General features: G+C 40.7%; 20 protein-coding genes and 1 pseudogene. 17 read left to right on the top strand and 4 right to left on the bottom strand.

Going from position 1 to position 17,348, the window contains the following annotated elements:
- Positions 1-32: 32 nt before the first annotated feature.
- The 12 genes from ACLNCV_RS04375 to dnaJ all read left to right on the top strand — a co-directional run bounded on the left by ACLNCV_RS04375 (position 33) and on the right by dnaJ (position 11,286).
- Positions 33-1,229, top strand: coding sequence for a phosphoglycerate kinase (locus ACLNCV_RS04375; RefSeq protein ID WP_001096743.1), 1,197 nt, complete (start codon positions 33-35; stop codon positions 1,227-1,229).
- Between the two features lie 135 nt (positions 1,230-1,364).
- Entirely contained in the window at positions 1,365-1,892 is a 528-nt protein-coding gene (locus ACLNCV_RS04370; protein ID WP_000119915.1) for an FUSC family protein, read from the top strand.
- Between the two features lie 76 nt (positions 1,893-1,968).
- A complete protein-coding gene (gene glnR / locus ACLNCV_RS04365; RefSeq protein ID WP_000659548.1) occupies positions 1,969-2,325 on the top strand; it encodes a transcriptional repressor GlnR in 357 nt (118 codons plus the stop codon).
- Between the two features lie 36 nt (positions 2,326-2,361).
- Positions 2,362-3,708, top strand: coding sequence for a type I glutamate--ammonia ligase (gene glnA / locus ACLNCV_RS04360; RefSeq protein WP_001122886.1), 1,347 nt, complete (start codon positions 2,362-2,364; stop codon positions 3,706-3,708).
- A gap of 113 nt (positions 3,709-3,821) precedes the next feature.
- Positions 3,822-4,142, top strand: a complete 321-nt coding sequence (locus ACLNCV_RS04355; protein WP_031233152.1) for a PadR family transcriptional regulator — start codon at positions 3,822-3,824, stop codon at positions 4,140-4,142.
- Positions 4,142-4,717, top strand: a complete 576-nt coding sequence (locus ACLNCV_RS04350; RefSeq protein WP_060806109.1) for a DUF2812 domain-containing protein — start codon at positions 4,142-4,144, stop codon at positions 4,715-4,717. The genes ACLNCV_RS04355 and ACLNCV_RS04350 overlap by 1 nt, the downstream gene beginning before the upstream one ends.
- 34 nt (positions 4,718-4,751) lie before the next feature.
- Positions 4,752-5,264 carry a DUF2812 domain-containing protein gene (locus tag ACLNCV_RS04345; RefSeq protein WP_261126057.1) on the top strand — a complete coding sequence of 171 codons (513 nt, stop codon included), beginning with the start codon at positions 4,752-4,754 and terminating at the stop codon, positions 5,262-5,264.
- 160 nt (positions 5,265-5,424) lie between these two features.
- The gene (gene hrcA, locus ACLNCV_RS04340; protein ID WP_000255756.1) at positions 5,425-6,459 is read left to right on the top strand and encodes a heat-inducible transcriptional repressor HrcA; all 1,035 of its coding nucleotides are present in this window, start codon (positions 5,425-5,427) and stop codon (positions 6,457-6,459) included.
- Positions 6,460-6,485: 26 nt separating this feature from the next.
- Positions 6,486-7,010, top strand: a complete 525-nt coding sequence (gene grpE / locus ACLNCV_RS04335) for a nucleotide exchange factor GrpE (RefSeq protein WP_024057255.1) — start codon at positions 6,486-6,488, stop codon at positions 7,008-7,010.
- 270 nt (positions 7,011-7,280) lie between these two features.
- Positions 7,281-9,104 carry a molecular chaperone DnaK gene (gene dnaK / locus ACLNCV_RS04330; protein ID WP_000034667.1) on the top strand — a complete coding sequence of 608 codons (1,824 nt, stop codon included), beginning with the start codon at positions 7,281-7,283 and terminating at the stop codon, positions 9,102-9,104.
- A gap of 215 nt (positions 9,105-9,319) precedes the next feature.
- On the top strand, positions 9,320-9,952 hold the full coding sequence (locus ACLNCV_RS04325) for a DJ-1/PfpI family protein (protein WP_261077223.1): 633 nt from the start codon (positions 9,320-9,322) through the stop codon (positions 9,950-9,952).
- 197 nt (positions 9,953-10,149) lie between these two features.
- The gene (gene dnaJ, locus ACLNCV_RS04320) at positions 10,150-11,286 is read left to right on the top strand and encodes a molecular chaperone DnaJ (RefSeq protein ID WP_060627133.1); all 1,137 of its coding nucleotides are present in this window, start codon (positions 10,150-10,152) and stop codon (positions 11,284-11,286) included.
- A 76-nt stretch (positions 11,287-11,362) separates the two neighbouring features.
- Here the strand turns inward: dnaJ and ACLNCV_RS04315 are convergent.
- From ACLNCV_RS04315 to ACLNCV_RS04305, 3 genes and pseudogenes are all read right to left on the bottom strand, one after another.
- Positions 11,363-11,560: pseudogene (locus ACLNCV_RS04315) on the bottom strand (hypothetical protein); the annotation flags it as partial.
- Positions 11,561-11,620: 60 nt separating this feature from the next.
- Positions 11,621-11,908, bottom strand: a complete 288-nt coding sequence (locus ACLNCV_RS04310; RefSeq protein ID WP_000777754.1) for a hypothetical protein — start codon at positions 11,906-11,908, stop codon at positions 11,621-11,623.
- 9 nt (positions 11,909-11,917) lie between these two features.
- Complete coding sequence (locus tag ACLNCV_RS04305; RefSeq protein ID WP_001278317.1) at positions 11,918-12,328, bottom strand: HIT family protein; 411 nt, start codon at positions 12,326-12,328, stop codon at positions 11,918-11,920.
- Positions 12,329-12,395: 67 nt separating this feature from the next.
- On the opposite strand from ACLNCV_RS04305, the gene ACLNCV_RS04300 reads away from it, so the two are divergent.
- Both ACLNCV_RS04300 and ACLNCV_RS04295 read left to right on the top strand, forming a co-directional pair.
- A complete protein-coding gene (locus ACLNCV_RS04300) occupies positions 12,396-13,127 on the top strand; it encodes an ABC transporter ATP-binding protein (RefSeq protein WP_261016007.1) in 732 nt (243 codons plus the stop codon).
- On the top strand, positions 13,124-14,173 hold the full coding sequence (locus ACLNCV_RS04295; protein ID WP_424844902.1) for an ABC transporter permease: 1,050 nt from the start codon (positions 13,124-13,126) through the stop codon (positions 14,171-14,173). The genes ACLNCV_RS04300 and ACLNCV_RS04295 overlap by 4 nt, the downstream gene beginning before the upstream one ends.
- Before the next feature lie 61 nt (positions 14,174-14,234).
- Here the strand turns inward: ACLNCV_RS04295 and ACLNCV_RS04290 are convergent, their stop codons facing one another.
- Positions 14,235-14,564: a helicase BlpT gene (locus ACLNCV_RS04290; protein ID WP_265465348.1), complete on the bottom strand. Its 330-nt coding sequence runs from the start codon at positions 14,562-14,564 to the stop codon at positions 14,235-14,237.
- Between the two features lie 276 nt (positions 14,565-14,840).
- On the opposite strand from ACLNCV_RS04290, the gene ACLNCV_RS04285 reads away from it, so the two are divergent.
- From ACLNCV_RS04285 to ACLNCV_RS04275, 3 genes are read left to right on the top strand one after another with little or no spacing between them, the layout of a single operon-like run.
- Positions 14,841-15,179 carry a LytTR family DNA-binding domain-containing protein gene (locus ACLNCV_RS04285; protein WP_084861871.1) on the top strand — a complete coding sequence of 113 codons (339 nt, stop codon included), beginning with the start codon at positions 14,841-14,843 and terminating at the stop codon, positions 15,177-15,179.
- A gap of 4 nt (positions 15,180-15,183) precedes the next feature.
- Positions 15,184-15,921, top strand: coding sequence for a response regulator transcription factor (locus tag ACLNCV_RS04280; RefSeq protein ID WP_424844901.1), 738 nt, complete (start codon positions 15,184-15,186; stop codon positions 15,919-15,921).
- A gap of 13 nt (positions 15,922-15,934) precedes the next feature.
- Positions 15,935-17,284: a sensor histidine kinase gene (locus ACLNCV_RS04275; protein WP_424844900.1), complete on the top strand. Its 1,350-nt coding sequence runs from the start codon at positions 15,935-15,937 to the stop codon at positions 17,282-17,284.
- Positions 17,285-17,348 lie beyond the last annotated feature (64 nt).

Here is a 17,348-nt window from a genome sequence, read left to right as displayed (position 1 = left end):
TCGAATAAAATAAATAAAGGGGTTTTTGTAACATGGCAAAACTTACTGTTAAAGACGTTGACTTGAAAGGTAAAAAAGTCCTCGTTCGTGTTGATTTCAATGTACCATTGAAAGATGGCGTAATCACTAACGACAACCGTATCACAGCAGCTCTTCCAACTATTAAGTACATCATCGAACAAGGTGGACGTGCAATTCTTTTCTCTCACCTTGGACGTGTGAAAGAAGAAGCTGATAAAGCTGGTAAATCACTTGCTCCTGTAGCAGCAGACTTGGCAGCAAAACTTGGTCAAGATGTTGTTTTCCCAGGTGTAACTCGTGGTGCTGAATTGGAAGCAGCTATCAACGCTCTTGAAGATGGACAAGTTCTTTTGGTTGAAAACACTCGTTACGAAGATGTTGACGGCAAAAAAGAATCTAAAAACGATCCTGAACTTGGTAAATACTGGGCATCACTTGGAGATGGTATCTTCGTAAACGATGCATTCGGTACAGCTCACCGTGCACACGCATCTAACGTTGGTATCTCAGCAAACGTTGAAAAAGCAGTTGCTGGTTTCCTTCTTGAAAACGAAATTGCCTACATCCAAGAAGCAGTTGAAACTCCAGAACGTCCATTCGTAGCGATTCTTGGTGGTTCAAAAGTTTCAGATAAGATCGGTGTTATCGAAAACTTGCTTGAAAAAGCTGATAAAGTTCTTATCGGTGGTGGTATGACTTACACATTCTACAAAGCACAAGGTATCGAAATCGGTAACTCACTTGTAGAAGAAGACAAATTGGATGTTGCCAAAGCTCTTCTTGAAAAAGCAAACGGTAAATTGATCTTGCCAGTTGACTCAAAAGAAGCTAACGCATTTGCTGGCTATACTGAAGTGCGTGACACTGAAGGTGAAGCAGTTTCTGAAGGCTTCCTTGGTCTTGACATCGGTCCAAAATCTATCGCTAAATTTGATGAAGCTTTGACTGGTGCCAAAACAGTTGTATGGAACGGACCTATGGGTGTATTTGAAAACCCAGACTTCCAAGCTGGTACAATTGGTGTGATGGACGCTATCGTGAAACAACCAGGCGTTAAATCAATCATCGGTGGTGGTGACTCAGCTGCCGCAGCAATCAACCTTGGACGTGCAGACAAGTTCTCATGGATCTCTACTGGTGGTGGAGCATCAATGGAACTTCTTGAAGGTAAAGTTCTTCCAGGACTTGCAGCCTTGACAGAAAAATAAGATTTCATAAATAAATCAAAGAAGAGAGGGATGAAAATTCCTCTTTTCTTTTACTCGAAATAAAAACGCTTCCTCTCAACTATTGCTCATAAAATCACCTAATTTATGATAAAATGGAAATAGAAAGTTGAGATTATGAGTTATTTTAAAAAATATAAATTCGATAAATCCCAGTTCAAACTTGGTATGCGAACCTTTAAAACAGGTATTGCTGTTTTTCTAGTTCTCTTGATTTTTGGCTTTTTTGGTTGGAAAGGTCTTCAAATCGGTGCTTTGACAGCTGTTTTTAGCCTGAGGGAGAGTTTTGATAAGAGTGTTCATTTTGGGACTTCGCGTATTCTTGGAAATAGTATCGGTGGCCTCTATGCCTTGGTCTTCTTCTTATTAAATACCTTTTTCCACGAAGCCTTTTGGGTGACCTTGGTAGTTGTTCCAATCTGTACCATGTTAACCATTATGACAAATGTAGCCATGAATAACAAAGCAGGGGTTATTGGTGGTGTAGCAGCTATGTTAATCATTACCCTATCGATTCCGAGTGGTGAAACGATTTTGTACGTATTTGCGCGTGTATCAGAAACTTTCATGGGAGTTTTTGTCGCAATTCTCGTAAATTACGATATTGATCGTATTCGGCTCTTTTTAGAGAAAAAAGAAAAATAATGTTACATTTTATAACATTATCAATTGACGTTTATCTTTTTTTAGACTATAATAGACAGAAAGAAGGAAATTGTAAATGAAGGAAAAAGAATTTCGCCGAAATATGGCTGTTTTTCCTATCGGCAGTGTTATGAAGTTGACCGATCTATCGGCGCGTCAGATTCGTTATTATGAAGATCAAGAGTTGATTAAACCTGATCGAAACGAAGGGAACCGTCGCATGTATTCCTTGAATGACATGGATCGTCTGCTTGAAATCAAAGATTATATCTCTGAAGGTTATAATATAGCTGCCATTAAGAAAAAATATGCTGAACGTGAAGCGAAATCCAAGAAAGCGGTTAGTCAGACTGAAGTGCGTCGTGCACTTCACAATGAACTCCTCCAACAGGGTCGCTTTGCTTCAGTACGGTCACCTTTTGGTCGCGGTTAGGCAACCGCAAGTAGTCATACATTAAGGAGAAAACTCATGCCAATCACAGCTGCAGATATTCGTCGTGAAGTCAAGGAAAAAAATGTTACCTTTATCCGTCTCATGTTCTCAGATATTTTGGGAACCATGAAAAACGTCGAAATTCCTGCTACAGATGAACAGTTAGATAAAGTCTTGTCAAATAAGGCTATGTTTGATGGATCTTCTATTGAAGGTTTTGTACGTATCAATGAGTCGGATATGTACTTGTACCCAGACTTGGATACATGGACAGTCTTCCCTTGGGGAGATGAAAATGGAAGTGTTGCAGGTTTGATCTGTGATGTCTATACAACAGAAGGTGAACCATTTGCAGGAGACCCTCGTGGCAATTTGAAACGTGCTCTTCGTCACATGGAAGAAGTGGGATTCAAATCCTTCAACCTTGGACCAGAGCCAGAATTCTTCCTATTTAAGCTGGATGAAAATGGAGATCCAACACTTGAAGTGAATGACAAGGGTGGCTACTTTGATTTGGCGCCTACTGACCTTGCGGACAACACACGTCGTGAGATTGTCAATGTCTTAACCAAAATGGGATTTGAAGTAGAAGCCAGTCACCACGAAGTTGCTGTTGGACAACACGAGATTGACTTTAAGTACGATGAAGTTCTCCGTGCTTGTGATAAGATTCAAATCTTTAAACTTGTTGTTAAAACCATTGCTCGCAAACATGGTCTTTACGCAACCTTTATGGCCAAACCAAAATTTGGTATTGCTGGATCAGGTATGCACTGTAATATGTCCTTGTTTGATGCAGAAGGAAACAATGCCTTCTTTGATCCAAATGATCCAAAAGGAATGCAGTTGTCAGAAACTGCCTACCATTTCCTTGGCGGTTTGATTAAGCATGCCTACAACTATACTGCCATTATGAACCCAACAGTTAACTCATACAAACGTTTGGTTCCAGGTTATGAAGCGCCGGTTTACATTGCTTGGGCTGGTCGTAACCGTTCGCCACTTGTGCGCGTGCCTGCTTCACGTGGTATGGGGACTCGTCTTGAGTTGCGTTCAGTGGATCCAATGGCTAATCCGTACATCGCTATGGCAGTTCTTTTGGAAGTTGGTTTGCATGGTATTGAAAATAAAATCGAAGCACCAGCTCCTATCGAAGAAAATATCTACATCATGACAGCAGAAGAGCGCAAGGAAGCTGGTATTACAGACCTTCCATCAACTCTTCACAACGCTTTGAAAGCTCTGACTGAAGATGAAGTTGTCAGAGCAGCTCTTGGAGAACATATCTATACTAGTTTCCTTGAAGCCAAACGAATCGAATGGGCAAGTTATGCAACCTTCGTTTCACAATGGGAAATTGATAACTATTTAGATCTTTACTAATATAGAAGAAAGATTGCCTGAGGGTGGTCTTTTTTCTTGTGTTTTATATCGAGATGTGATATATTTTATATAACGAGGTGCGATATATCGAACTGAATAGGAGGTGGTTATAAATGGAATTAACGGATAAGATTCGTCGAGTTTATCTTCCGATGACGGAAACGGGTTTTTATATCTTGTTCTGTCTGCAAAAGGAAGGTCATGGGTACAGTATTACGCAAAAGGTCAAGGAGATGACAGATTTGCAAGTTTCGATTAGTCCTGGAACTATGTATGGAACCTTGTCAAAGATGGAAAAGGATGGTTTGATTTCCTTTGTCCGCGAAGAGGAAAAACGGAAAATCTATCAGATTACAGACTTGGGACGCAAAGTCTTAGATATTGAATTGAAGCGTATTGAACGGCTCTATAGAAACAGTCGGGAGGAAGGATGATGGAAAAGAAAATTGTTTATCGAATTTTTACAATTGCGGATTATGAGAGGGAGGCTCTATACTTTAGAGAAATGCATGCTAAGGGCTGGAAACTTAGGAAAGTAAGCTATTCTATCTTATTGTTTGCAGTTAAGTATACCTTTGAAAAGTGTCACCCTGAGCAAGTGTCTTATCAGTTGGACTTTTACCCAATGGAAAAATCAGAGAGAGCTTCCTATTTACAACTGTTTAAAGACTGTGGCTGGGAGCATATTACAGACTTTAATAGTTTTTCCTATTTTAGAAAAGTACATTCTGAAATTGAATCGGATGCAGAGTTTGAAATTTATAATGACGCGGCCGGGAAGTTAGCTATGGTTAATCGCATTTTAAGACTGCGATTAGTACCTGTTTTACTTTTGCTAGCCATACATATACCATTCTTACTTAAGTTGCTCAATAAAAGTAATGCGTATGGTCTATGGAGTTTACTTGCGGTCGGGCTAGATATTTTCTTGTCTTTAATCCTTTTGTTAATAGTTGCCTATATTAGCTGGAAGTTATGGCATAAAAAGAAGGAATTATCAGATTTATGATAGGGTAGGTATGCTCAAAATTGGAGGGGAAGTCATGATAAATAAAAAGCAATTTCGGATTTTCACCATTGTTGATTTGGACAAGGAAGAAGAATATTTACATGAGATGCATTTGAAAGGTTGGAAGTATAGAACTAGTCGTTTTGGTTTTTTCTATTTTGACCAATGTCAACCAGATGATGTCATCTATTGTATCTATGATTCTAGATTTCTTAAAAAATATAAGCATGAACTACAAGATTTTAGAGATAGAGGTTGGGAATTAATAGAAGCAGGTTTTTGTTCAATTCTTCGTAAATCGTCTTCTGATTTACTTCCAGAGGATCAAGTCTATATGGCTAAGGAGAGCAGATGGGAAGTCATGCGATATAGACTTCGTTCATGTGCAGCTACTTTCTTAGGTGGTTTGGTTGTTTGTATAAGTTTATTTAAAGAAGAACTTTCTATGTCTTTCTTCGTTATTTTTCTTTTATATGCTTTAATGATTTCTTATCTAATCCATGGTTTTTTCAGACTTAAAAAGAAATACCGAGTAGATGGAAGGTAAAGCTCTAGGTCTTCAGACTGATTTTTAGCACTCTTGGTAAAAGAGTGCTAATTTTTTGAGTTTTTGTCTTGACATTCTCTTCTAAGGGTGTATAATAGAATCATAAGTTAGCACTTGAGTGTGTCGAGTGCTAATCAATCAGACAGAGAGGAGTGATGAGATGGTTACAGAACGTCAGCAGGATATTCTAAATCTGATTATTGACATCTTTACCAAAACGCACGAACCTGTCGGATCCAAAGCCTTGCAAGAGTCTATTAACTCTAGCAGTGCAACCATTCGTAATGATATGGCGGCTTTAGAAAAGCAAGGGTTGCTTGAGAAGGCTCATACTTCAAGTGGTCGGATGCCAAGTGTTGCTGGTTTTCAGTACTATGTAAAACACTCACTGGATTTTGACCGACTAGCTGAAAATGAGGTTTATGAGATTGTCAAAGCCTTTGATCAGGAATTCTTCAAATTGGAGGATATTCTGCAAGAAGCTGCTAACCTACTGACAGACTTGAGTGGCTGTACGGTAGTAGCACTGGATGTTGAGCCCAGCAGGCAACGTTTGACAGCCTTTGATATCGTTGTTTTGGGGCAACATACAGCCTTGGCAGTATTTACCCTAGACGAGTCGCGAACGGTTACCAGTCAGTTTCTGATTCCAAGGAATTTCTTGCAGGAGGATTTGCTGAAACTGAAGAACATCATTCAGGAACGTTTCCTCGGCCACACCGTTCTAGATATTCACTACAAGATTCGGACGGAGATTCCGCAGATTATCCAGCGTTACTTTACAACGACGGATAATGTGATTGATCTCTTTGAACATATCTTTAAGGAAATGTTCAACGAAAACATTGTGGTGGCGGGCAAGGTTAATCTCTTGAATTTTGCCAATCTAGCAGCTTATCAGTTCTTTGATCAGCCGCAAAAGGTGGCTCTGGAGATTCGTGAGGGTCTGCATGAAGATCAGATGCAAAATGTCCGTGTTGCGGACAGTCAGGAATCCTGTTTAGCAGATCTAGCGGTGATTAGTAGCAAGTTCCTCATTCCTTATCGGGGAGTTGGAATTCTAGCCATTATCGGTCCGGTTAATCTGGATTATCAGCAACTAATCAACCAAGTCAATGTAGTCAATCGTGTTTTGACCATGAAGTTGACTGATTTTTACCGCTACCTCAGCAGTAATCATTACGAAGTACATTAAGATTGAAATCATTAAAGGAGGCGAAAATGGCCCAAGATATAAAAAATGAAGAAGTAGAAGAAGTCCAAGAAGAGGAAGTTGTAGAAACAGCTGAAGAAACAACTCCTGAGAAGTCTGAATTGGACTTGGCAAATGAACGTGCGGATGAGTTCGAAAATAAATACCTTCGCGCTCATGCAGAAATGCAAAATATCCAACGTCGTGCCAATGAAGAGCGTCAAAACTTGCAACGCTATCGTAGCCAGGATTTGGCAAAAGCGATTCTCCCTTCTTTGGACAACCTTGAGCGTGCACTCGCAGTTGAAGGTTTGACAGATGATGTCAAAAAAGGATTGGAAATGGTGCAAGAAAGCTTGATTCACGCTTTGAAAGAAGAAGGAATCGAAGAAATCACAGCTGACGGTGAATTTGACCATAACTACCATATGGCCATCCAAACTCTCCCAGCAGACGATGAACACCCAGCAGATACCATCGCCCAAGTTTTCCAAAAAGGCTACAAACTCCATGACCGCATCCTACGCCCAGCAATGGTGGTTGTCTACAACTAGGCAATTCTGACGGTTGCAACATATATAATAGAAAACTTGTCCGAAACGACAATAAACTATGAAGAAAGATTAAGAGGCAAGCCGGAGGCTTGCAAGGAAGATATTTCCCACCGTGGTGAAAGTTTCAGTAGCAAAAGCTACTGAAACAGGGGGATTTTTGAGACAATAGGCTCAAAAATAAGTGATGAAATCCCGAAGGGAGTTGCTCACGTCCCCACCACTTAAGGGAAATATCAAAAATAGAAAATTAACTAACAAGGAGAAAAACACATGTCTAAAATTATCGGTATTGACTTAGGTACAACAAACTCAGCAGTAGCAGTTCTTGAAGGAACTGAAAGCAAAATCATCGCAAACCCAGAAGGAAACCGTACAACTCCATCTGTAGTTTCATTCAAAAACGGAGAAATCATCGTTGGTGATGCTGCGAAACGTCAAGCAGTTACAAACCCAGATACAGTCATCTCTATCAAATCTAAAATGGGAACTTCTGAAAAAGTTTCTGCTAACGGAAAAGAATACACTCCACAAGAAATCTCAGCTATGATTCTTCAATACTTGAAAGGTTATGCTGAAGACTACCTTGGCGAAAAAGTAACGAAAGCAGTTATCACAGTTCCAGCTTACTTCAACGATGCTCAACGTCAAGCAACTAAAGACGCTGGTAAAATCGCTGGTCTTGAAGTAGAACGTATCGTCAACGAACCAACAGCAGCAGCTCTTGCTTACGGTTTGGACAAGACTGATAAAGAAGAAAAAATCTTGGTATTTGACCTTGGTGGTGGTACATTCGACGTTTCTATCCTTGAATTGGGTGACGGTGTCTTCGACGTATTGTCAACTGCAGGGGACAACAAACTTGGTGGTGACGACTTTGACCAAAAAATCATTGACCACTTGGTAGCAGAATTCAAAAAAGAAAACGGTATTGACTTGTCTACTGACAAGATGGCAATGCAACGTTTGAAAGATGCAGCTGAAAAAGCGAAGAAAGACCTTTCTGGTGTAACTTCAACTCAAATCAGCTTGCCATTTATCACTGCAGGTGAGGCTGGACCTCTTCACTTGGAAATGACTTTGACTCGTGCTAAATTTGACGATTTGACTCGTGACCTTGTAGAACGTACAAAAGTTCCAGTTCGTCAAGCCCTTTCAGATGCAGGTTTGAGCTTGTCAGAAATCGACGAAGTTATCCTTGTTGGTGGTTCAACTCGTATCCCTGCCGTTGTTGAAGCTGTTAAAGCTGAAACTGGTAAAGAACCAAACAAATCAGTAAACCCTGATGAAGTAGTTGCTATGGGTGCGGCTATCCAAGGTGGTGTGATTACTGGTGATGTCAAAGACGTTGTCCTTCTTGATGTAACACCATTGTCACTTGGTATCGAAACAATGGGTGGTGTCTTCACAAAACTCATCGACCGTAACACAACAATTCCAACATCTAAATCACAAGTCTTCTCAACTGCAGCAGACAACCAACCAGCCGTTGATATCCATGTTCTTCAAGGTGAACGCCCAATGGCAGCAGATAACAAGACTCTTGGACGTTTCCAATTGACTGATATCCCAGCTGCACCTCGTGGAATTCCTCAAATCGAAGTAACATTTGATATCGACAAGAACGGTATCGTGTCTGTTAAGGCTAAAGATCTTGGAACTCAAAAAGAACAAACTATTGTGATCCAATCAAACTCAGGTTTGACTGACGAAGAAATCGACCGCATGATGAAAGATGCAGAAGCAAACGCTGAAGCAGATAAGAAACGTAAAGAAGAAGTTGACCTTCGTAACGAAGTAGACCAAGCAATCTTTGCGACTGAAAAGACTATCAAGGAAACTGAAGGAAAAGGTTTCGACGCAGAACGTGACGCTGCCCAAGCTGCCCTTGATGACCTTAAGAAAGCGCAAGAAGACAACAACTTGGACGAAATGAAAGCAAAACTTGAAGCATTGAACGAAAAAGCTCAAGGACTTGCTGTTAAACTCTATGAACAAGCCGCAGCAGCCCAACAAGCTCAAGCAGGAGCAGAAGGCGCACAAGCAACAGGAAACGCAGGCGATGACGTCGTAGACGGAGAGTTTACTGAAAAGTAAGATGCAAAGCCCGTTAAAACCTCACAGTGAAAATAGGAAATCTGACGCAGAAACTTTAGTTTCTAGGAAGATTTGTCTTTTTCACCAAGAGGTTAGGGCGTGCTCGATTTAGCATTACTAGTTTGATTTTTAAAACTTGAACGTCTTAATGATAGGAAGAAATCCAGAGGTTGCAACCCAGCCTCTGTTTTTCGATAAAATAGAGGATGTTGCGTATGAAAAAAGTACTTTGTGTCATTTATCCTAATTTTTCTCTTTATGAGATAACCACTTTAACAAGTACTTTAGCTCTGTCTTTTTATATCACGATTGATTATGTAGCTTCTGAGAATTCGATGGTGGTCTCTGAGGATGGTTTGTCCTGTCAACCGACGAAAACATTGGATCAGATCCGTATAGAAGATTATTCTTGTGTGATTTTGCCAGGAATGGTAAATATAGGTCCTACTCTACAAGATGAGAAATTGATCTCGTTTTTGAGAAGTCTTAATGAGCAAGATATCCTAATTGCAGCCATTTCTTCAGCGCCCCTTTTATTGGCGAAAGCAGGCTTGTTGAACGACACGAAATTTACAGGTGGAATTTGGCAAAACTTCTTTGACTATTTTGAATTTCTTCCACGTGAGAATTTCCAACCGAAAGTTCTTGTCCAAGATAAACAAATCATTACGGCTATCGGTTTTGCACATCAAGAGTTTGCAAGAAAAGTGATTTTCGGTTTAGGGTTGGCAGAGAATACGGACAATTATTTTAAAGAACAGAACGAGTATGCTGAAGAGGATTTGATATTTACTCTATCAGATGAAGAGTTTAATCAAGTGAAGCAGAGTATAGAAAACAGCCTCTAAAGATTTACATGAAAATTATAGAAAGGAACAAAGAGTGTTCGTAACTGAACACGGGTTCCCAAATTTCTTACTCAATATAAAAGAAAGGAATTGAACCCGACCTAAATTCTCGGAAAAAAGATAAATCTGTCTAGGAGCATCGCTCCAGCGTCAGATTTCCTATTTTTCAGTCGAATTTTACGGTCTTGGTATCTTGTATGAACAATACTGAATTTTATGATCGTCTGGGGGTGTCAAAAAACGCTTCGGCAGACGAGATCAAAAAGGCTTATCGTAAGCTTTCAAAGAAATACCACCCAGATATCAACAAGGAGCCTGGTGCTGAGGAAAAATACAAGGAAGTTCAGGAAGCCTATGAGACTTTGAGTGACGACCAAAAACGGGCTGCCTATGACCAATACGGTGCTGCTGGAGCCAACGGTGGTTTTGGTGGAGCTGGTGGTTTCGGCGGTTTCGATGGGGCAGGAGGCTTCGGTGGTTTTGAAGATATCTTCTCAAGTTTCTTCGGCGGAGGCGGTGCTTCACGCAATCCAAATGCTCCTCGTCAGGGGGATGACCTCCAATACCGTGTGAATTTGACCTTTGAAGAAGCTATTTTTGGAGCTGAAAAAGAGGTTAAGTACAATCGTGAAGCAAGCTGTAGTACATGTAATGGCTCAGGTGCTAAGCCAGGAACAAGTCCAGTCACTTGTGGACGCTGTCATGGCGCTGGTGTTATTAACGTCGATACGCAGACTCCGCTTGGTATGATGCGTCGCCAAGTAACCTGTGATGTCTGTCATGGTCGCGGAAAAGAAATCAAAGATCCATGTACAACTTGTCACGGAACAGGTCATGAAAAACAAGCTCATAGCGTACATGTGAAAATCCCTGCTGGTGTGGAAACTGGTCAACAAATTCGCCTAGCTGGTCAGGGTGAAGCAGGCTTTAACGGTGGACCATACGGTGACTTGTATGTAGTAGTTTCTGTGGAAGCCAGCGATAAGTTTGAACGTGAAGGAACGACTATCTTCTACAGTCTCAACCTCAACTTTGTCCAAGCAGCTCTTGGTGACACAGTAGATATCCCAACTGTTCACGGTGATGTTGAATTGGTTATCCCAGAGGGAACTCAGACTGGTAAGAAATTCCGCCTACGTGGCAAGGGAGCACCGAGCCTCCGTGGCGGTGCAGTTGGTGACCAATACGTTACCGTTAATGTCGTAACACCGACAGGCTTGAACGAACGCCAAAAAGCAGCGCTTAAAGAATTCGCAGCTGCTGGTGATTTAAAAGTCAATCCAAAGAAAAAAGGCTTCTTTGACCATATTAAAGATGCCTTTGAAGGAGAATAAACAAAAAGAGCCGTCGAGCTCTTTTTGTCTTGTCTTTGAAGATTTAGCGTCGAAAAATCATTTTCCAGTTAGCCTATTATTTATACTTTTGCTTGAGCAAGCCAGCTGCATCCATATCTTGGATGAGTTGCTTGATTTCCGCTTCTTTACCAGGCTTAATAGTAACGGTATCAATATGGTTGATTGCAGAGTTATCCTGAATATCCACTAAAGTCAAGGCTTTTTCATAGAAAGCAATTCCCTTTTTTAGACTTTCCTGATCCTTCCAATTCATTCCTCTTTTTGTTTGGATATGACAACCTAAAATGGATTAAAGGAAAGTTGATAGCTCTTTTTACTTATCTTCGATTTCCTGTGTTTCTTTGATCACAGCTAGTCTAGTCTGGATATCCTTTTCCAAGACCTTAAACTTGTAAGTCAGGTCTTCTTGGTATTCTTTGATGAGTTCTTTTTGCTGGTCAATGATTTGTAGGCTGTTTTGGATAATATCTACATCGTCCTTGATAGCTTGAACGCGGTCAGTGGTATTCAAGACTTCATCGGTGATGGTTTGGCGATTTTTTGTGACTAGATAACTTCCGGCTGCAGCTCCTGCAAATAGCAGTAGGTTGGATAATTTCATGGCAACTCCTTAGGCATTTTTGATGGTTTCAGCGACTTGAGCAAGTTTGTCAAAGTCTGGTTCGTGGGCGATAAAATCAATCTTGAGGTCATCGTCCGCACTGTAGCGAGGCACGAGGTGAACGTGGGTATGAAAAACGGTTTGCCCTGCGATTTCTTCACAGTTGGCAATGATATTCATGCCAGCAGCCTTGGTAGCTTTCATGACTTTTTGAGCTACTTTTGGTACTTGGGCAAAGAGTTGGCTGGCGCTAGTAGCATCCATTTCCAAAAGATTGCGATAGTGTTCTTTTGGTACGACCAAGGTGTGTCCAGGTGTCACTTGAGAGATATCAAGAAAGGCAAGAACCTGCTCATCTTCATATACTTTTGAAGCAGGAATTTCCCCTGCGATGATTTTACAAAAAATGCAATCTGACATAAAATCTACCTCTACTGTATTGAATTTTGATATAATATAGCTACATTATACCAGATTTGGAGAAAATATGTTAGAAATAAAAAACCTGACAGGTGGCTATGTTCATGTCCCTGTCTTGAAAGATGTGTCTTTTACTGTTGAAAGTGGGCAGTTGGTCGGTCTGATTGGTCTCAATGGTGCTGGAAAATCGACGACTATTAATGAGATTATTGGTCTATTGACACCTTATAGCGGTTCGATCAATATCAATGGTTTGACTTTGCAAAAAGATGCGACTAACTACCGCAAGCAAATTGGCTACATTCCTGAGACGCCTAGTTTGTATGAGGAATTGACCCTCAGAGAGCATATCGAAACGGTTGCTATGGCTTATGGTATTGAGCAGAAAGTGGCTTTTGGGAGAGTGGAGCCTTTGCTAAAAATGTTCCGTCTGGACCAGAAATTAGACTGGTTCCCTGTTCATTTTTCAAAAGGGATGAAGCAGAAAGTCATGATTATCTGTGCTTTTGTGGTGGATCCGAGTCTTTTCATCGTGGATGAGCCTTTCCTTGGTCTTGATCCGCTGGCTATTGCGGACTTGATTCAGCTTTTGGAAGTGGAAAAGCAAAAGGGTAAGTCCATTCTCATGAGTACCCACGTGCTGGATTCGGCGGAGAAGATGTGTGATGCCTTTGTCATTCTCCACAAGGGAGAGGTGCGTGCCAAGGGAAATCTCCTGCAACTGCGCGAAGCCTTTGATATGCCTGAGGCTAGTTTGAATGATATTTACTTGGCTCTGACCAAAGAGGAGGAGCTATGAAAGACTTGTTTTTAAAGAGAAAGCAGGCTTTTCGTAAGGAGTGTGTCGGTTATCTGCGCTATGTTCTCAATGACCACTTTGTCTTGTTCCTGCTTGTCCTGCTGGGCTTTCTAGCCTTCCAGTACAGTCAAGTCTTGCAACATTTTCCTGAAAATCATTGGCCTATCCTTTTGTTTGTAGGTATTACCTCTGTTTTGCTTTTGCTTTGGGGTGGGATTGCCACTTATATGGAGGCACCTGACAAGCTCTTTCTCTTGGTTGGAGAAGAGGATATCAAGCTCCACCTCAATCGTCAAACTGGCATTTCTCTAGCCTTTTGGCTCTTTGTCCAGACCCTTTTCTTGCTGTTATTTGCGCCCTTATTTTTAGCCATGGGTTATGGCTTACCTGTTTTTCTGGTCTATGTGCTTTTATTGGGGGTAGGAAAATATTTCCTCTTTCGTCAAAAGGCCAGCAAGTTTTTTACTGAAACTGGACTGGACTGGGACTATATTATTTCCCAAGAAAGTAAGCGTAAGCAAGTCTTGCTTCGTTTCTTTGCCCTCTTTACGCAGGTCAAGGGAATTTCAAACAGCGTCAAGCGTCGTGCCTATCTGGACTTTATCCTAAAGACTGTTCAGAAGATGCCTGGGAAGATTTGGCAAAATCTCTATCTGCGTTCTTATTTGCGAAATGGAGATCTCTTTGCCCTCAGTCTCCGTCTGCTCTTGCTTTCCTTGCTGGCGCAGGTTTTTATCGAGCAAGCTTGGATTGCGACAGCAGTTGTGGTTCTCTTTAACTACCTCCTGCTCTTCCAGTTACTGGCCCTCTATCATGCCTTTGACTACCAGTATTTGACCCAACTCTTTCCACTTGACAAGGGGCAAAAGGAAAAAGGCTTGCAGGCAGTGGTCAGAGGATTGACCAGTTTGGTCTTAGTAGTGGAATTAGTTGTTGGGTTGATTACCTTCCAAGAAAAACTAGCCCTTCTAGCCTTACTGGGAGCTGGTTTGGTTTTACTAGTCTTGTACCTACCTTATCAGGTCAAACGTCAGATGCAGGACTAACATTGTCTATATGACACTAAAAAAGAAGTTGAGTTCAGTTTGTCTCAGCTTCTTTTATTTTCTACAAGAGAATGGTTGGACCGTAGAGACTCAACTTGGTCTTGACTTGGTCAAAGTGGAAGCGGTCATAGGCCCGCCAAGCGGCGCGAGTTGGAGCATCTGGATCAAGAGCGCTGAGTCCCATGAGAAGACTGGAAGTCTGGTAAAATTTTTCCAGTTCAATCAAGACTCGATTATCCACTGTTTCAGCCTTGGCTAGAAAGCCAAGAATAGAGTTTAATTGCTCCTGAAAGCGGACGTCGTCAGCGGTTGCCTGTTTGCATGCTTGATAGGCTTTGTTTAAGTCAGTAATCAAAGTCTGAGCTCTTTTGATAGGGTCTGCATCTGTCATGAGAATTCCTCCTTTAATCTGGGTGCCAGTCTTACTTCTAGCAATTGTATTTTGATACTGTCAGTTTATCACTTTTATCTCCTTTTTCACCTTCAAATCTTTAATTGTCCTTGAAATTTCCTGAATGGTACTGTTAAGATTTTATGATAAAATAGTTGTAAGCTCATCATGATGTTGTAGAAAAATAGTCCTTTTAGGAGTTTTCAAAGACTGTTTAGGATTGGGTGGGCTTGTGTTAGACCTTTTCTGTTATTCTTTTCTTAGGAGGAGAATCCAATGAAACATATGATTATTCAGACACAGAAAACAGTCTATAAAGTAAACGTCGACGATATCTACTATATCCAAGCACATCCAACTAAAGCCCATACCGTACAGATTGTTACAGAAGAGGCTAGTTTTAATATGGTTCAAAATTTAAGTAATCTTGAGAACCAATATGGAGAAACCTTGATGAGGTGTCATCGAAATTGTTTGGTCAATCTTGATAAAGTAAAATCGATTGATTTTCAAGAAAGAATCCTTTTTCTTGGAGAAGAAGGTCAATACGCTGTCAAGTATGCTAGACGTCGCTATAGAGAAATTCGTCAAAAATGGTTGAAACAAGGAGAGTAAGAAGATGAGAATATTTGTTTTAGAAGATGATTTTTCCCAACAAGCTAGAATTGAAACGACAATTGAGAAACTTTTGAAAGAACATCATATCACTCCCAGCTCTTTTGAGGTCTTTGGCAAGCCAGACCAACTGCTGGCAGAGGTGCATGAGAAGGGGGCGCATCAGCTATTCTTTTTGGATATTGAGATTCGAAATGAGGAGATGAAGGGGCTAGAAGTGGCTAGAAAGATTCGGGATCGGGATCCTTATGCCCTGATTGTCTTTGTGACGACTCACTCGGAGTTTATGCCCCTGTCCTTTCGCTACCAAGTGTCTGCTTTGGACTACATTGATAAGGCCTTGTCGGCAGAGGAGTTTGAATCTCGTATCGAAACAGCCCTTCTCTATGCCAATAGTCAAGACAGTAAAAGTCTGGCGGAAGATTGCTTTTATTTTAAATCAAAATTTGCCCAATTCCAGTATCCTTTTAAAGAGGTTTACTATCTCGAAACGTCGCCCAGAGCCCATCGTGTTATTCTCTATACCAAGACGGACAGGCTGGAATTTACAGCGAGTTTAGAGGAGGTTTTCAAGCAGGAGCCTCGTCTCTTGCAGTGCCACCGCTCTTTTCTCATCAATCCTGCAAATGTGGTTCGTTTGGATAAGAAAGAAAAACTCCTTTTCTTTCCCAATGGTGGAAGTTGTCTAATCGCGCGTTATAAGGTCAGGGAAGTGTCTGAGGCTATCAATAACTTGCATTGAGCTAGGAGAGTTTATGAATATTGCTTGGATATTATTGTATACACTTGTTACTCATGGACTAGAAATTGTCATTTTCTTTAAGGTGGATGGAATTGGTCTCACTTTTGAGAGGATTTTTAAAGCCTTTCTTTTTAAGATACTGTTGGCCTTTGTTTTTTTAATGATTGGCTATATGGTAGGAGATAGTTTCCTATTTTATTTTATGGAACCCTTGTACGGTATAGGTTTGTCTTTCTTACTGTTAAGAGGGCTTCCTAAAAAACTCCTCTTCTTTTATGGTCTCTTTCCAATGATATTGGTGAATCTCTTTTATAGAGGGGTCTCCTATTTTGTGCTTCCATTTTTGGGACAAGGGCAAGTATATGATGACTACTCATTTGCTTGGTTATGTATAATAATTTTCAATTTCTTCATTTCCCTAGCCTTTTTGAAATGGTTGAACTATGATTTCACTAACTTGAGAAGGGAGATTCTAGATAAAGCTTTTCAAAAGTCTCTGACTAAGATTAACTGGATAATGGGAGCCTACTATTTGGTGATACAAACTCTGTCTTACTTTGAATATGAACAAGGTATTCAATCAAAGACTGTGCGCCATCTGATCCTAGTGTTTTACTTGGTCTTTTTTATGGGGATTATCAAGAAATTGGATACCTATTTGAAGGAAAAACTCCATGAGAGATTGGACCAAGAGCAGGCCTTGCGCTACAGAGATATGGAACGCTATAGTCGGCATATAGAGGAGCTTTATAAGGAAGTCCGGAGTTTTCGGCATGATTATAGCAACCTCTTGACCAGCTTACGTCTGGGCATTGAAGAGGAGGATATGGAGCAGATAAAAGAGGTCTACGACTCGGTCTTAAAGGATTCCAGTGAGAAATTGCAGGACAATAAATATGACCTTGGACGATTGGTGAATATTCGTGATAAAGCCCTCAAAAGTCTTCTAGCAGGGAAATTTCTAAAAGCTAGAGATAAGAAGATTGTATTTAATGTCGAAGTTCCTGAGGAGATTCAGGTTGAGGGGATGAGCCTACTTGATTTTCTAACCATTGTGTCTATCCTTTGTGACAACGCTATTGAAGCCAGTGCAGAGGCTAGTCAACCTCATGTTTCAATCGCCTTTTTAAAAAATGGAGCACAGGAGACCTTTATCATTGAAAATTCCATTAAAGAAGAGGGCATAGATATTTCTGAGATTTTCTCCTTTGGAGCCAGTTCTAAAGGGGAGGAGAGAGGAGTTGGTCTCTATACCGTCATGAAAATTGTGGAAAGCCATCCCAATACCAGTCTAAATACCACCTGCCAAAATCAAATCTTTCGTCAAGTTTTAACGGTTCACTCGATGTCAGTTGATGATTAGAAGACTTGTGTAAAGAAGTATTGCCTGTAGTCATCAATTAAAATGCCATAGTATATGAGGTATC

This window comes from Streptococcus sp. CL5.50, from assembly GCF_049738015.1.
GTDB classification, from domain to species: domain Bacteria; phylum Bacillota; class Bacilli; order Lactobacillales; family Streptococcaceae; genus Streptococcus; species Streptococcus mitis_CA.
The sequence above is the reverse complement of the archived record's forward strand: the minus strand, read 5'-3'. Positions and strand labels throughout refer to the sequence as shown.